Genomic DNA, 15,649 nt, shown 5'->3' with positions numbered 1-15,649 from the left:
GACCCTACTGGGCGTAGCTCTGGTCGCGGTACTCGACATAGACCTTGTCGCGCGCCGTGCTGAGATATTGCTCTTCCAGCTTATCGTATTTCTCGTTGATCACCACGCGCTCCACCTGCTCGCGCGTCGGGACGGCGAAGTTGGGTTTGGGCGGGGTGATCTTTCGCACGCCGCACAGCGCGATGAGCTGGATGCCGTCCTTGCCGCGCATCGGCCCGATGGCGCGGCCCACGCCGCCCTTTTCCAGGGCTGCCTTCATCGGCGGCGGCAGCTTGGCTGCATCGGCCTCGAAGGTCTTGCCCTTCTTGACGTCAAAGACGCCCTCCGAGGCCGCCTTCAGGCCGTCGCAGCTCTTCAGGCGCTGCATCACCTGCGCCGCCTCGATAGCGCGCGACTGCATCAGCATCGGGTCATTGCCGTCGACCGGCAGGACGATTTCCATCAGCGTGAAGACGTTGACTGGCTTCATGCGCGGATCATTCATGATCTTCGCGGTTTCCTGGCTGATGTTGTTCTTCAGCTCCGCCATCTTGGCGTCGACCTCGGCGTCGCTCGCCTTGACCTGCTGGCCGTACTTGCCCTGCATGATGCGGTTGAAGCCCATGCCGGCTTTCACATATTCGATGAAGGCCATCCGGCTCACGCCTTTTTCCTCCAGCTTGGCATAAAGCTGATCGGCGGTGAGCTTCATGTTCTTGGCCAGGACCTTGATTCGGTCGTTGAGTTCGGTGTCGCTGGGCAGCAGGTTGTAGCGCTTGGCTTCCTGAATCTTCACGGTCTGGTCAATGAGTTGGCGCAGTGCCTTCTTGTCGTCCATGCCGCCGCGCGGCACATCGTCCATGATCTCGAGCAGGGCGATGCGCTGCTTGAGGTCGATCTCGGTGATCGGCCGGTCGTTGACGATAGCAATGATTGTGGCCGCATGGGCGGACAGAATGGCGGGGCCACAGGCGAGAAGAGCCGCCAGAAGCGCGGCGGAAGCGGGCCGGCGCAAGTTCATCAGAGCACGAACCCGCCTGCCAGTGTGCCGATCGTCCTCAGTTCCACGCTGAGGTCTATGCGGTATTCGGTGCCGTTGTCGCTGACGCCAAACTGGTCGGTATGGGACATGGAGTAAACGAGTTCCGCCTTCATGCAGTCGCAGTCGAAGGTAACGCCCAGGCTCTCGCCCATCGGCTTGCCGTTGAATACGTCGTAACGGGCGCTCCCGAAGACGCTCCAGGCATCGCTGAGATAGTAGCGGCCGTTGCCCCACACCTGCTTTTCGTTATCAGGCCGGCCGTAATTGGCGGCCTTCGAAATATCAGCATAGCTGATAGACCCCGAGAACTTGCTGAAATTGAGGCCGAGCGAGGCTTCCTGCACATTGACGCGGGAAAAGTCCTCCTCCCAGCGGGCCTGATAGCCCAGTGAGATGTTGGGATTGAACTGCAGCGCGATGGCGCCGACCATGTCCGACGACGTGCCGTCGAGTCCGGAGCCCACGAGATAGCTGTTATCGCCGGCGATGTGGAAGCTTTCGCCGAGGCTGGCGCGCAGGAAGCCGCCCGACGGGGAGAGCAGCGTGTACTGGACGCCCGCATTGGCCCGGACGCCGCCTTCCCAACGGTCATAGCCGGTGAACTTGTCGCTGAGGAACAGGTTCGAGGTGTCGAAGTTGAAGGTGATCGCATCCTCATTACCATTGTTGCGCTGGTTGGGTTCGGAGGGCGAGGCGATGAACTGCACCACGGGAGTGAGAACGCTCTCGTAGCCGCCCATCGAGGTGACGAAGGGCATGCGCGTGTCGATGCCGGCGGTTGGCAGAACGGAAAAGTCCGAGGTGCTGTCATCCTCGGCCGTGGGAACGTTCTTCGACAGGAAACCGTCGCCGCGGACGGAGGCGAAGGGCGTCACCAGCACGCCCTGCCGCGAGATCATCTGCCGCTGCCAGTCGGCATAGGCCATCATGTGGGTCTGGTTGGTGCCAAGGTCGAGGTTGAGCGTGTTGGCGCCGGGCGAATAGCTGCTCTGGTTGTAGGAGATGGTGTCGATCGCGTTGCGGCGCTCCAGCGTGTAGTAGTTGAAGCCGTAGGAAAACTCTCCACCCAGCACTTCTTCCGGCAGGACGTAGTCGCCGGTGATGAAGGGTGTGGCAATGGGCATGTTGCCCTGGTCTTCGCCGTCGACCAGCGACCGCCAGCCGATGATCTGGGCCTTGGTGTAGTTGCGGTCGTCGAGGCCGGTGGCCTGCACGTAACTGGCCAGCATGTTGCGCGGATCGATGCCGTAGTCCGACATGAACTGCTTGTCGCTGACCACGGTTCCGTCCCAGCCCCAGGTCCATTTATCGTTGATGCGGAAGTCGGACTGCGCGCGCGCCGCGCCGCGCCACGGCGTATCGTGCGCATTGTTGTCGAGCTTTGAGAATTCGTAGATGCCCCAGCCTTCGAAGCTCACGGCGCCGGCGGCCAGAGCCTTGCGGAACTGCAGGTCGGCCAGGGGGCCGTTGCGGGTGGTCCACATGGGCGAGAAGGTCATGTCGGTGCTGCGGTCGATCGCCCAGAAATAGGGCGTGGTCACGCCGAAGCCGTACTCGCCCCAGCGAATCGACGGCAGCAGCAAGCCGGTGCGCCGCTTCACCGTGGGGTCGGGGTATTCGAAATAGGGCGAGAAGAACACCGGAACATTGCCGAATTTCAGTTGTGCGTCCTTGTAGTAGATTGTTTGTCCCTTGCTGTCGTGCTTGGCCTCGCGCGCCACGATCTGCCACACCGGCGTGCCGTCCTGCGTCACGCAGGTCTTGCAGGCCGTGTAGCTCGCGTGCTCGTAGATGGTGATGCCGTTGGCGTAGCGGCGGGCATATTGCGCTGTGATGGTGACGTTGTTGGTGAGCAACGCCCTCACATGGTCGGCGAAGCCCTCCTTGAAGGTGTCCTTCAGCGTTGCGGAATCGGCTTCCAGCACATTGCCGTTCGGCTCCTTCAGGACGATGGAACCGTTGGCCGAGAAGGTCTTGGTCTGCATGTTGTAGACCACCTTGGTGGCGGTCATTACATAGGGGCCATAGGTCAGCTGCACCGTTCCGGTGGCGGTGGCGATCTTGGTCTTGTCGTCATACGTCAGGGTGTCGGCAATGACGTCGACGCGGGTGCCCTTGGGGATCGGCTTGTCCTCCGGCGCCACGAAGACCGGCTGGTTGTCGATGCCGGCAAGGCTGGAACCGGCGGAAAGTGCGATGCCGCCAGCCGCCATCAGTCCGAGGAGGCAGACATGCATCCCCCGCACCCGTGCACAGCGCTGGTTGAAACGGTGTTTTCGCACCTGACCCCGACAACTCACGTCACAAAGCGAGTATTAACGGCTTTCAGGAAGTACGGGAAGCCCCCCCGAGTGGGCTTCGGACAGGGAAACCACCAGCGCACGAAACTGTGACAGCGCATGGTTAACACTGCGTAAGATGGCAGGCTGCGTTGCGCAATTTCCAAACCCGCAATTCCCAAGCTATTGAAAACCCGCTAAGAACAGGATGCCCCATCCGGAAGGAATCGCATGAAAATCAGCTTCTCCCCCGCCAGCTTGCCGAAGTCCGGCGTGTTGATCCTGCTTGTGACAGAGGGACAGGCGCTCTCGGGGCTGGCCGCGGAGGCCGACCGCCGCACCGGCGGCCAGATCCGCCGGGCCATGACGGCCGCCGGATTCACCGGACGGCGGGATTCGACGCTCGACATCGTCGCCCCCGGCGGAAGCTTCAGCCGGGCCGTGCTGTTTGGCCTCGGCCAGCCCGCGGCGCTGCGTCCGCTCGACCTGGAGTTGCTGGGCGGGGCCGCTGCGGGCATTTCGCAGGCGCTCAAGACCGATGTGATGACGATAGCGGCCGATCTGGCGGCAGGAGGCCTCCCGCCGGGTGAGACGGCGGCCCTGATCGCCTCGGGCATCAAGCTCCGCGTCTACAGCTTCAACCACTACAAGTCGAAGAAGCCGGAGGCGAAGGAACTGCGGGAGGTGACGATACTCACCCCGGATGCGAAGGGGGCCAGGCAGCGCTTTGCACCCCTTGAGGCGGTCGCGGACGGCGTGCACCTGGCGCGTGACCTGGTCAACGAGCCGCCGAATCACCTTCACCCGGTGGCATTCGCCAGCCGCATGAAGCCGCTCGCCAAGCTCGGCCTCAAGATATCGGTTATGAGCCCGGCGCAGATGAAGAAGCTGGGCATGAACGCACTGCTCGGCGTCGCCCAGGGCTCGGCGCACGAGGCGCGCATGGTGGTGATGGAGTGGAAGGGCGGAAAGGCCAATGAGGCGCCGCTGGCCTTCATCGGCAAGGGTGTCACATTCGACACCGGCGGCATTTCGATCAAGCCCGCCGCCGGCATGGAGGACATGAAGGGCGACATGGGCGGGGCCGCCTGCGTGGCCGGCCTGATGATGGCGCTGGCCAAGCGCAAGGCCAGGGTCAACGTGGTCGGCGCCATCGGCCTTGTCGAGAACATGCCGGACGGCAAGGCTCAGCGGCCGGGCGACGTGGTCACCTCCATGTCCGGCCAGACCATTGCGGTGCTGAATACCGACGCCGAGGGCCGGCTCGTGCTCGCCGACGTGCTGTGGTACGTGCAGGACCGGTTCAAGCCGCGCTTCATGATCGACCTTGCCACGCTGACCGGCGCCATCCTGGTGGCGCTGGGCAAGGAACATGCGGGCCTGTTTTCCAACAGCGACGAGCTGGCCCAGCGCCTGTCCGAGGTGGGTTATGCCACGGGCGAGAAGGTGTGGCGCATGCCGCTGGCGCCCGAATACGACAAGATCATCGACCATGATGTGGCCGATGTGAAGAACACCGGCGGCCGTCATGCCGGTTCGATCACCGCGGCGCAGTTCCTGCAACGTTTTGTGAACAACGTGCCCTGGGCTCACCTCGACGTGGCGGGAACGGCCATGGACGGCCCGCGCAGCTCCATCAACCAGAGCTGGGGGCCGGGCTGGGGCGTGCGTCTGCTGGACCGGCTGGTGAACAGGTTCTACGAGGGCTGAGGCGCCTCAGGCGGCGACGGCGGTGCGTGTCGGCGCGCAGCTGCCGCGCAGTTTGAGCTCCACAGGCAGCACCGTGTCAGGCGCCACCGTCTGGCCGCGGATCAGCGCGACGAGCATTTCCACCGCCCGCGTGCCGGCTTCGGCGCGCGGAACCTCCACCGTGGTGAGCGCGGGGAAGGCAAACAGCCCGTCCGCCGTGCCATCGGCGCCGATGAAGGAGATGTCGCCCGGCACATGGATGCCGCGGTCGCGGCACACGTCCATGGCGGCGCATGCCATGGTGTCTGTGGCGCAGAACACGGCTGTGGGGCCTTGCGGCATTTCGAGGAGCTGCCTCATTGCCTCGGCTCCGCCCTCGCGCGTGCTGTGGCCGGTCTCGATCAGCTGGTCATCCACGGGGAGGCCCAGCCTCGCCATGGCGGCGCGGTAGCCGTCCCGGCGTTCGCGCGCCGAGTGCTGGTCGGCGGCGCCCGCGATGTGGGCAATGCGGCGGTGGCCCATGGAGGCGAGCTGGTGCACAGCGACGTCCGCCACCTGCTGTTCGTCCACCCGCACCATCGGCACGGGAGAGCCGTAAATCCGGTCGAAGACCTGCACCACGGGAAGGTCAGGCTGCGGTCCGGTCAAACGATCCACTCCGGCGCCGCCATCCATCACCACCATGCCGTCCACCCGGCCGGCGCTGAGCAGTTCGGCATAGGCTTCACGGTGCTTTTCCGGCTTCCGGGTGAAGCCGGCGATCATGGCATAGCCCATCGCCAGCGCCGTATCCTCAATGCTGCGCACCAGGTCGGGGTAGAAGCTGTTGTCGATGCAGGGGACCAGCACCAGCAATGTGTCGGTGCGCTGAACCCGCAGCGACCGGGCCACGAGGTTGATCTTATAGCCACAGGAGGCGGCGGCATCGCGGACAGCGCGACGGGTGCCATCGGCAACGAGGTCAGGATTGGACAGTGCCCGGGAGGCCGTGGCCACGGACACTCCTGCGAGCTTGGCAACATCGGATAAAGTCGGTCGCATGATTCAACCCGAAATGGTTTACTCGGCCAAGGTAAATGACAACTTAAGCGTTTCAAATTGACAAAATTCACAGTCCGTTAACTGGACTGATATTACCTTTAAATCTGGAACCATCCCAAGGGAAGTTCGGGTTGGCTTAGCGGTCACGGTCTCCACGCTTAACTATATGAAAAATAATGCTTTAAAATACACTACTAAAAGTTGTATCACGCTTTTCACCTCCCATGTTTCGCCTGCGTCGGAACGTCGCATAATAGGACCTATTCTTTCGCTGCGCGCAGAAGTTGTGCGCCTCACACCGGGAATTGTTCCGCATGTCAGGCTAATGTGCTCAGCCATGAAGCTGGAAACGAAGAAGTAGGAGTGGTCGTAGCCCTCCTGCATGCGGAGCGTGAGCGGCGCGGACGCCGCTGAGCAGGCCGCCTCCAGAAGCCACGGCCGCAGACCCTCCCGCAGCAAAAAGTCCGCGGCGCCTAGATCGGCCAGCAATTCGAGCGGGCGGGCGCCGCCCTCGATCAGTGCTATTGCGTCCGAGGCTCGCGTGTTGATTTCGTGGCCTGCACCGGCGACGCCTATGATGATCGACTGGCCCCAGCCGCTATGGCAGCTTTCCAGTGCGATGCGCATGACCCAGACGTTGCCGGCGCAGTCGAAGAAGTAGTCGGCACCACCGATCTGGTCGGCGCCTCGCTTGGTCATGTTGACGAAGTGGTCTACGGTGTCGCCCGAGATGTCCGACGGATTGACGGAATGCGTCATGCCGAGGCGCTCGCCCCAGGCTTTCTAGTCCTTGTTGATGTCGACGTCGATGATCATGCCGGCGCCGGCCATTCTAAGGCTCTGAATGACGTTGAGGCCGATGCCGACGAGACCGAAAACGATGGCGCCAGCCTCGACATTGGCGGTGTTGAGGCACCGCACCGGCGCCCATGGTCACGCCACAGCCAATGTAGCAGATCTTGTCGAAGGGAGCCTGGTCATTGACCTTTGCCAGCGCGATCTCGGGGAGCACGGTGAACTTAGAGAAGGTGGAGCATCCCGTTTAGTGGTGCACCTTCTGGCCCTTCTAGGAAAAGCGTGAGGTGCCGCCGGGCATCACGCCCTGGCGCTGCGTTGCGCGGATCGCCGTGCACAGGTTGGTTTTGCGCGTCGGGCCGGAGGGGCACTCATGGCGGGGAGGAGGCCTTCCGGGCCGGCGCCCGACAGGGTGACCTCGCCGGCCTGGCAGACGCCGGTTGTCTTGATCTTGACCAGCACCTCGCCCGGCTTCGGCCCATCGAGGTCCAGCTCCACGATCTCAAGCGGCTTTGCTGCGTGGAATGCGACGGCGGCACGGATGTTCATCAGCGGGTTCCTTCCAAGAAAGGCGATTGGCCGAAGCACATGCCGGGGGCGGGCGCGCAAGGCCAGAGGGACGCAACAGACCGGCATGCCTTCATCCGTCCTCAATCCGCAGCCATGCAGAGCCCCATATGGAAGCGGGATGGGTTTCGGCTTAGGCTTAGCCCCCGGGACAGGATGTGTGTTGATGAAAGCCTTAGTTTATCTGTTGGTGGGCATCGCCATTATGACCGCAGCGGTCTTTGGCGTGCGGTACCACGGGATCGACGTTGTGTCGCTCGCCGGCCTTAACGGCCCGGTGAAAACCACTGTGGCGGCTGGCGGGAGCATGGCGCAAGAAGCTGGCGGAAAGCCCACCCGTGGTCCCGCGGCGGTTGAAACAGCGAAGACGTACACCACAAGATTGAGTGATGACGTTGCGACCCTTGGCACGCTGCTGTCGGAAGAGAGCGTCGCCATCGCGCCAGAAACCAGCGGACGGGTAGCGAAAATTCTGTTCAAGGACGGGGCGTCGGTGGAGAAGGGCACCCCACTGTTCCAGTTCGATACCGATCTCTCCCAGTCCGATCTCGCCGAGGCCAAGGCAAGGCTGCAGCTTGCCGAGGCGAGTTTCACGCGCAACAAAAAGTTGCGTGAGAGCGGCAACGTGGCCCAGAGCGCCTTTGACGAGGCGCTGTCGGCCCGCGACGTGGCCCGCGCCGCGGTGGTGGCCGCGCAGGTGCGGCTTGACAAGCTGACGATCCCGGCGCCCTTTTCCGGCACGCTCGGCTTCCGCACCGTTTCCGAGGGTGCTTATGTGACGGCGGGAACGGCCTTGGTGCAGCTCGACAAGACAGACCGGCTGCAGGTGAGTTTTTCCGTTCCTGAGCTCAAAGAGCAAGCGGTGCAGGCAGCCAAGACAGTCACCTTCACCGCCGATGCCGTGCCGGGGCAGAGCTTTACCGCCGAGATCTCCGCCCTAAACCCGGCCATCGACGTGAACGGCCGTGCGCTGCAGGTACGCGCCCAATTCGATAACAGCGCCCGCAGGCTGCGCCCGGGCCTGCTCGTGCGCGTCACCGTAAAGGGACCGGAGCGCGATGCGGTGCTGGTTCCTGAATCCGCCATCGTACAGCGCGCCGGCGGCGCGATTGTCTATACGGTCGCTGACGGCAAGGTCTCGGAAGTGAAGGTGAAGCTCGGCAAGCGCCTCGAGGGCAAGGTCGAGATCGTTGAAGGCATCAAGGAGGGCGACACGGTTGTGACCGCCGGTAATGCCCAGCTCTCCAACGGCGCCAAGGTCGAGGTCGTCTCCTCCGCCGCGGCGGCCGGGTAGGGCCGATGGGTTTCGCCGAACTCTGCATCCGGCGGCCCGTCTTCGCCACCGTGCTCAGCCTCCTGCTGTTGCTGGCCGGCCTCATGTCTTTCTCGCGCCTCACGGTGCGCGAGTACCCGAACATCGACCAGCCGCAGGTCTCGGTGCAAACCGATTATCCTGGCGCTTCGGCCGAAGTGATCGAATCGCAGGTGACGCAGATCCTCGAAGGCTCGCTCGCCGGCATCGAGGGCATCGACACGCTGGAATCGACCTCGCGCGCCGAGCAGAGCCGCATCACCGTCACCTTCCGCTCCAGCGTCAACATCGATGCCGCCACCTCTGACGTGCGTGACCGCGTGAGCCGTGTCAGGCGCCAGCTGCCGGACGAGATCACAGAGCCCAACATCTCCAAGGTCGAGGCGGACGCGCAGCCGATCATCTATCTGGTCATGCAGTCAGACTCGATGGATGCGGCGGCCTTGACCGATTATGCCGACCGCAACATCGTGAACCGCTTCAAGAACCTCGACGGCGTGGCCGATGCCTCGATCAACGGGGCGCGCACCTATGCCATGCGGGTGTGGATCGACCCCGCGCGGCTCGCCGGCCAGGGCCTCACCGTGCAGGATGTCGAGAGCGCCATCCGCAACCAGAATGCCGAAATCCCGGCAGGCCGCATCGAGAGCACCGACCGCGAATTCACCGTGCTGTCCAAGACCGGGCTTGGCACGGCGGAGGAATTCGCCAATATCGTGCTGAAGGAAGGCGGCGGGCTGCAGGTGCGGCTCGGCGACGTGGCGCGCGTCGAACTCGGCACGGCAGATGTACGGCGCGAGAGCCGTTTCAATGGTGTCACCGCAATTTCCATCGGCATCGTCAAGACGGCGGTGGCCAATCCTCTCGACGTGGCGCGCGAGGTGAAGGCACTGCTGCCGCGGCTCAACGGGGAGCTGCCCACGGGCACGTCGATCTCGGTCGGCTTCGATTCGACTGTGTTCATCGACCGCTCCATACAGAACGTGTTCAAGACCATCCTCGAGGCCATTGTCCTCGTGCTGGTGATCATCCTCCTCTTCCTCCATTCCTTCCGCGCGGCGGTGATTCCCATCGTGACCATTCCGGTGTCGCTTATCGCCACCTTCGCCATCATGTATGCGACGGGGCTCACCGTGAACACGCTGACGCTGCTCGCCATGGTGCTGGCCATAGGCCTCGTGGTCGACGACGCCATCGTGGTGCTGGAAAACATCTACCGCCACATCGAGCAGGGCATGAAGCCCTTCGAGGCCGCCATCAAGGGCTCGCGCGAGATCGGCTTCGCGGTGATCGCCATGACGCTGACGCTGGCCGCCGTCTATGCGCCCATCGCCTTCACGCCGGGGCGCACCGGGCGCTTGTTCCTCGAATTCGCGGTGACGCTGGCAGGTGCTGTCATCGTCTCGGGTTTCGTGGCCCTCACGCTGACGCCCATGATGTGCTCGAAGCTGCTGAAGCGTTCGGAGCGCACCAACGTCTTCGTCCGCATGATCGAGGGCCTCCTCGGCGGGCTTGAGCGCGGCTATGGCGGCTTGCTGTCCGGGGCGCTCCGCATCCGCTGGCCGGTGCTGCTGCTGGCGCTGGGTGTGGGGGCTGCCGGCGGCTGGCTGTTCACCCAGATGAAGTCGGAGCTCTCGCCGACGGAAGACCGCGGCACCATCATCATTAACGCCAGCGCCCCGGAGGGGGCGAGCTTCGGCTATACTAGCCGCTATGCCACACAAGCCGAGGCGTTGCTGGCACAGGCGCCGGAGCTGCAGTCCTATCTGATGATCGTGGGTTCGGGCGACGTCACGCAGTTCCTGTCCTTCGCGCGGCTGAAGGACTGGTCGGAGCGCGACGTGAAGCAGCAGCAGGTGGTTCAGCAATTGTCGCCCAAGCTGCGCAAGATCGCTGGCGTGCAGGCCTTCGCCACCAACCCGGCCTCGCTCGGCGTGAGGGGCTTCGGCAAGCCCTTGCAGTTCGTGATCCAGTCCTCGGCCTCCTATGAGGAGCTGAATGCGCTGGCGCAGAAGCTGGTGGAGAAGCTGAAGGACAATCCAGGCCTCACCGACCTCGACACCGACATGCGGCTCAACAAGCCCGAGGTCGACGTCCAGATCGACCGCAACCGTGTCGCCGACTTAGGCCTCGATATCTCGGTGATCGGCCGCACGCTTGAGACACTGCTGGGCGGGCGCAACGTGACAACCTTCCAGATCGGCTCGCAGCAATATGACGTCACCGTTGCGCTGCCCGCCGCAGGACGCACCTCGCCGGAGACGCTGGCCAACATCTTCGTCAAGGGCAAGAACGGCGAGATGGTGCAGCTCTCCAACATCGTTACCGCCAAGGCCGGCGTTTCGCCGCGCGACCTGCGCCGCTTCAACCAGCTGCGCGGCATCACCATTCAGGCCAATCTCGCGCCCGGCTATACGCTGGGCGAGGCGATCAAAGACGTGCAGCAGGCGGCGTCTGAGGTACTGCCGCCGGGAACCCTCACCGATCTCACTGGCCAGGCGCGCGAATACCGCGATGCGAGCTCCAACCTGTTCCTCGTCTTCGCTCTCGCGCTGGCCTTCATCTATCTTGTGCTGTCCGCACAGTTCGAGAGTTTCCGCGATCCCCTCATGATCATGGTGTCGGTGCCGCTGTCGATGACGGGCGCCCTCGGTGCGCTGTACCTGACGGGCGGCACGCTGAACGTCTATTCGCAGATCGGGTTGGTGACGCTCATCGGCCTCATCACCAAGCACGGCATCCTGATCGTCGACTTCGCCAACAAGCTGCAGCTCGGGGGGCTCGAGCGGCGCGCGGCCATCATCGAAGCAGCGCAGCTGCGGCTCAGGCCGATCCTGATGACCACGGCGGCGATGATCCTCGGCGCGGTTCCGCTGGCGATCGCAACAGGAGCCGGTGCGGAAAGCCGCCAGCAGATCGGCTGGGTGATCGTCGGCGGCATGAGCCTCGGCACGCTGCTGACACTCTTTGTGGTGCCGTGTGTCTATGCAGTGATGGGCTGGCGGCCGAAGAAGGAGAACGTTCAGCCCTCGCGGCTCCCGTCCCCGCCCGGCTCGTCCTCTTCCGCCGGGATTGCATAGTTGCCGCCGAGCCAGCGGTTCAAATCCACCTGCGCGCAGCGTGCCGAGCAGAACGGATGATATTTCCGCTGCGAGGGCTTCTTGCAGATCGGGCAGGGGCGGCGGGGGCGGAGCCGGACTGGCTCGGTCATCTCAGACCTCCGACTGCGGCGCCGACATCCAGCTTTGGAATACGGGATAGCCCGCCCCTTCGAGCAGATGCACCGTCTCGTAGAGCGGCAGGCCGATCACGCCCGAGTAGGATCCGGTGAGGAGGCGCACGAAGACCTCGGCCCGGCCCTGGATGGCATAGCCCCCCGCCTTGCCGCGCCATTCGTCCGACGCGATGTAGCTGCCCATGTCCTCGCGCGACAGGCGCTTGAAGCGCAGCTTGGTTTCCACACAGCGGGTGGACATGCGCTTTCCCGGCGCGATCAGGCACACGGTGGAATAAACCCAGTGCGAGCGGCCGGAGAGGAGCGACAGGCAGTCCAGCGCCTCGTCCACCGTCTCGGCCTTGGGCAGGATGCGGCGGCCGAGGCCCACAACAGTATCCGCCGCCAGCACATAGGCATTGGGCCCCAGTTCCTCCACCAGCGGCATTTCCAGCGCGCGCTGGGCCTTCTCTTTCGCGAGCCGGATGGAGAGAGCACGCGGCGTTTCGCGCCGGTGCGGGATTTCGTCAATGTCGGTGGGGTTGAGGAGGTCGGGCGTCAGCCCGGCGCGCTCGAGCAATTGCAGCCGGCGCGGCGAGGCGCTGGCCAGCACCAGCTTGACGCTTGCCGTCGTCGGGGCCCGCGCGCCCTTGGCTTTACTTGAAGCGGTAATTGATGCGGCCCTTCGTCAGGTCATAGGGCGTCATTTCGACCATCACGCGGTCGCCGGCCAGCACGCGGATGCGGTTCTTGCGCATCTTGCCGGCGGTGTGGGCGATGATCTCGTGATTGTTGTCGAGCTTCACGCGGAAGGTTGCGTTGGGCAGAAGTTCGGTCACGGTACCTTCGAATTCGAGCAGTTCTTCCTTGGCCATGTGGCTCCTTGGAGGGGGTTCTGAAAATTGCGCGGAAAATGGACCTGTTCACCCGTAAAATCAAGCCTGACGGGCCTAGATCACGCCGCCATCCATCAGATAGAGCAGGATCGAGGCGGAGAGGGCCGCCAGTGCCGTCCCCAGCGCAATGGCGCCCGAAACCGCGGCGGTCGCCTCATTGTTCCGCTGCGAGAACAGGAAGGCATTGGCCCCCGTCGGCATGGCGGCAAACAGGATCGCCACATGGCCCCAGAGCGGCGGGATCGACACCGCGTAATGCACGAGAATGAACACCAGAAAAGGCATCAGCACCATCTTGAGGCCAATCAGCGTGAACATGCCGCTCCACGAGCCCCGGAGCGAATAGCCCGCCAGCGAGACGCCCAGCGCGAAGAGAGCGGTTGGAACGGAGGCATCCGCCAGCATGCCGAGCATGGTGCCGAACACCGGGTGCAGGCCCCAGCCGGCAAGCCGCCACAGCGTGCCGGCAAGCAGCCCGAGCACGATCGCGTTCGTGGCGAGGTGCCGGAACAGCTCCCACGCTGTCTTGCCGATCGAGAAGCCGCCGGTGGTCTGGAACAGCGCCCGGTGCAGCATGGCGGTGAACCACAGGATGGGCGCATGGATCGACAGGATCATGCCGAGCGGTATCGCCACCTGCTGGCCGAAGTGGGAGAGCGCCAGCGGCGTGCCGAGGAGTGCGAGGTTGCCGAAGCCCGCCGCCATGGAGGCCGCTGCACCGCCCGAGACGTTGAGCGATGGCACCACGCGTGACACCAGCGCTGTCGTGACCCAGGTGATGCCGAGGCCACCGAAGAAGGCGATCCACAATTGCCACGGCGCCCCCTGCTGCGCGCCCATGGTGGCCACCGTCTTGAACAGCAGTGCGGGAATGGCGAGGTTGAAGACGAAGAGCGACAGGCCACGACCCGCGGCGGCATCGAAGACCCGCGCCTTGGTCAGGCCATAGCCCAGCACGATCATGCCGAAGACCGGCAGGACGGTGTTGAGGATCGAGTCCACTTAGCGCCCCGAGCCGCCGGTGTCTTCTCCCGCTGAAGGAGCAGGAGAAGACGTAAGGAAGACGCGCATCACAGCCAGGGCTGGCTCGCCGCCTGCTTCTTCTCGAAGGCGTCGATGGAGGAGGCCTTCTCGAGGCTCAAGCCGATATCGTCGAGCCCGTTCAGCAGGCAGTGCTTGCGGAAGGGGTCGATATCGAAGGTGATGGTGCCGCCATCGGGACCGCGGATTTCCTGGTTGGGGAGATCGATGGTCATGGTGGCGTTGGCGCCGCGCCCGGCATCGTCCATCAGCTTCTTCAGGTCTTCCGGCGAGACCTTGATCGGCAGGATGCCGTTCTTGAAGCAGTTGTTGTAGAAAATGTCGGCGAAGGACGTTGAGATCACGCAGCGGATGCCGAAGTCCAAGAGCGCCCAGGGCGCATGCTCGCGCGAGGAGCCGCAGCCGAAATTATCGCCCGCCACCAGGATCTCGGCCTTGCGATAGGCCGGCTGGTTGAGCACAAACTCGGGGAGTTCGTTGCCGTCCTGGGTGTAGCGCATTTCGAAGAACAGCGATTTGCCGAGCCCCGTGCGCTTGATCGTCTTCAGGAACTGCTTCGGGATGATCATGTCGGTGTCGATGTTGACGATGTTGAGGGGCGCGGCAACACCGGTGAGCGTTTCGAACTTCTGCATGGACTTGTCCTCAGGCGTCTTCAAGGAGATCGGTGCCGAGGGTTTCCTCCGCGCCGATCATGATGTTGAGATTCTGCACGGCGGCGCCAGAAGCGCCCTTGCCCAGATTGTCGTAGATGGCCATCAGCAGCACGTGCCCGCGCGCATCATTGGCGAAGACATGGAGGCGCATGCGGTTGGTGTTGTTCAGCGCTTCCGGGTTGATGTGCGGCGCACGCTCGATCGGCTCGAAGGGGGCGACCGTGATGAAAGGCTGGTTGGCATAGGCAAGCGACAGGCAGTCGCGGATGTCCTGGCCTGTCACCTTTTTGAGCAGCAGCTCGGAGAAGACCGGTACGCAGCCCATCATCCCTTGCGCATAGTTGCCCACGGCCGGCTGGAAGATCGGGGCGTGCGCGATCTCGCAATAGACCTGCATCTCAGGCAGGTGCTTGTGCGAAAAGCCAAGGCTGTAAGGGTAATAGGGGAACGCGTCAGCGCCCTTCGCCTCATAATCCTCGATCATCTTCTTGCCGCCGCCGGAATAGCCCGAGACGGCGTTGTAGGTGACGGGATAATCGGCCGACATGATGCCGGCGTTGACGAGGGGCCGCACCAGCGCGATCAGCCCCTGCGGATAGCAGCCGGGGTTGGAGACGCGCGTGGCGCCCGCGATCTTCTGGCGGTGCAGGGCGGAAATTTCCGGCATGCCATAGGCCCAGCCGTCGGCCACGCGGAAGGCGGTCGAGGCGTCGATGACGCGGGTCCGCGATGCCGGGTCGATCATCGCAACCGCCTCCTTCGCCGCGTCGTCCGGCAGGCAGAGGATGGCGATGTCGGCGGAATTCAGCAGCTCGCGCCGGGCCTCCGCATCCTTGCGGCGGTCCGGCTCGATGGACACGAGCGTGACGTCGGAGCGGGTCTGCAACCGCTCGCGGATTTGCAGCCCGGTTGTGCCGGCCTCGCCATCGATGAAAATGCTGGTCATGACGCGCTCGTATAGAGGGGATGGGCAGGGGCTGCAACATGGGTGGCCATTCGTGTCGGTAGCACACGATATGACCGGTTTAAGTAGCACACGATCTGTCCGGTAGGCTGGCCCTTTTTTGGGGGTCAGCATGAGCCGGACGGAAGCCCGAAGGGTTGTGCGAATGATGAAGTTCATGAGCGTTTTTGGCCG

Annotated in this window: 12 protein-coding genes and 2 pseudogenes; 3 read left to right on the top strand and 11 right to left on the bottom strand. The window is 63.8% G+C overall.

The genetic code is table 11. The annotated features are described in order from the left end of the window. Positions 1-4: 4 nt before the first annotated feature. Entirely contained in the window at positions 5-1,000 is a 996-nt protein-coding gene (locus tag IOC82_RS11455) for a SurA N-terminal domain-containing protein (protein WP_290546325.1), read from the bottom strand. Then, positions 1,000-3,258, bottom strand: a complete 2,259-nt coding sequence (lptD, locus tag IOC82_RS11450) for an LPS assembly protein LptD (protein ID WP_290546324.1) — start codon at positions 3,256-3,258, stop codon at positions 1,000-1,002. The genes IOC82_RS11455 and lptD overlap by 1 nt, the downstream gene beginning before the upstream one ends. A 273-nt stretch (positions 3,259-3,531) precedes the next feature. Between lptD and IOC82_RS11445 the strand changes: the two genes are divergently transcribed. Next, positions 3,532-5,010: a leucyl aminopeptidase gene (locus IOC82_RS11445; RefSeq protein ID WP_290546323.1), complete on the top strand. Its 1,479-nt coding sequence runs from the start codon at positions 3,532-3,534 to the stop codon at positions 5,008-5,010. A gap of 6 nt (positions 5,011-5,016) precedes the next feature. Here the strand turns inward: IOC82_RS11445 and IOC82_RS11440 are convergent, their stop codons facing one another. The 3 genes and pseudogenes from IOC82_RS11440 to IOC82_RS11435 all read right to left on the bottom strand — a co-directional run. Next, positions 5,017-6,030, bottom strand: coding sequence for a LacI family DNA-binding transcriptional regulator (locus tag IOC82_RS11440; RefSeq protein ID WP_290546322.1), 1,014 nt, complete (start codon positions 6,028-6,030; stop codon positions 5,017-5,019). Positions 6,031-6,351: 321 nt separating this feature from the next. Then, positions 6,352-6,570, bottom strand: a pseudogene (locus tag IOC82_RS17175) (S-formylglutathione hydrolase); the annotation flags it as partial. After that, positions 6,568-7,374, bottom strand: a pseudogene (locus IOC82_RS11435) (zinc-binding dehydrogenase); the annotation flags it as partial. The pseudogenes IOC82_RS17175 and IOC82_RS11435, both read right to left, overlap by 3 nt. 184 nt (positions 7,375-7,558) lie before the next feature. Here IOC82_RS11435 and IOC82_RS11430 point away from each other — a divergent pair. Both IOC82_RS11430 and IOC82_RS11425 read left to right on the top strand, forming a co-directional pair. Next, the gene (locus tag IOC82_RS11430; RefSeq protein WP_290546361.1) at positions 7,559-8,686 is read left to right on the top strand and encodes an efflux RND transporter periplasmic adaptor subunit; all 1,128 of its coding nucleotides are present in this window, start codon (positions 7,559-7,561) and stop codon (positions 8,684-8,686) included. A 5-nt stretch (positions 8,687-8,691) separates the two neighbouring features. Then, positions 8,692-11,784, top strand: a complete 3,093-nt coding sequence (locus IOC82_RS11425; RefSeq protein ID WP_290546321.1) for an efflux RND transporter permease subunit — start codon at positions 8,692-8,694, stop codon at positions 11,782-11,784. Here the strand turns inward: IOC82_RS11425 and yacG are convergent. The 6 genes from yacG to argC all read right to left on the bottom strand — a co-directional run bounded on the left by yacG (position 11,727) and on the right by argC (position 15,457). Continuing rightward, positions 11,727-11,915: a DNA gyrase inhibitor YacG gene (gene yacG / locus IOC82_RS11420; RefSeq protein WP_290546320.1), complete on the bottom strand. Its 189-nt coding sequence runs from the start codon at positions 11,913-11,915 to the stop codon at positions 11,727-11,729. The genes IOC82_RS11425 and yacG overlap by 58 nt on opposite strands. A 1-nt stretch (position 11,916) precedes the next feature. Next, entirely contained in the window at positions 11,917-12,531 is a 615-nt protein-coding gene (locus IOC82_RS11415; RefSeq protein ID WP_290546319.1) for a Maf family nucleotide pyrophosphatase, read from the bottom strand. A gap of 43 nt (positions 12,532-12,574) precedes the next feature. Further along, positions 12,575-12,793: a translation initiation factor IF-1 gene (gene infA / locus IOC82_RS11410; protein ID WP_111197504.1), complete on the bottom strand. Its 219-nt coding sequence runs from the start codon at positions 12,791-12,793 to the stop codon at positions 12,575-12,577. A gap of 75 nt (positions 12,794-12,868) precedes the next feature. Further along, a complete protein-coding gene (locus tag IOC82_RS11405; protein WP_290546318.1) occupies positions 12,869-13,816 on the bottom strand; it encodes an AEC family transporter in 948 nt (315 codons plus the stop codon). A gap of 68 nt (positions 13,817-13,884) precedes the next feature. After that, a complete protein-coding gene (leuD, locus tag IOC82_RS11400) occupies positions 13,885-14,490 on the bottom strand; it encodes a 3-isopropylmalate dehydratase small subunit (RefSeq protein WP_290546317.1) in 606 nt (201 codons plus the stop codon). 10 nt (positions 14,491-14,500) lie between these two features. Next, positions 14,501-15,457, bottom strand: coding sequence for an N-acetyl-gamma-glutamyl-phosphate reductase (gene argC, locus IOC82_RS11395; RefSeq protein WP_290546316.1), 957 nt, complete (start codon positions 15,455-15,457; stop codon positions 14,501-14,503). Positions 15,458-15,649 lie beyond the last annotated feature (192 nt).

Origin of the sequence: Aestuariivirga sp. (genome assembly GCF_020252395.1) — a bacterium.
Classification (GTDB): domain Bacteria; phylum Pseudomonadota; class Alphaproteobacteria; order Rhizobiales; family Aestuariivirgaceae; genus Aestuariivirga.
This window is presented reverse-complemented; position numbering and strand designations above follow the sequence as displayed.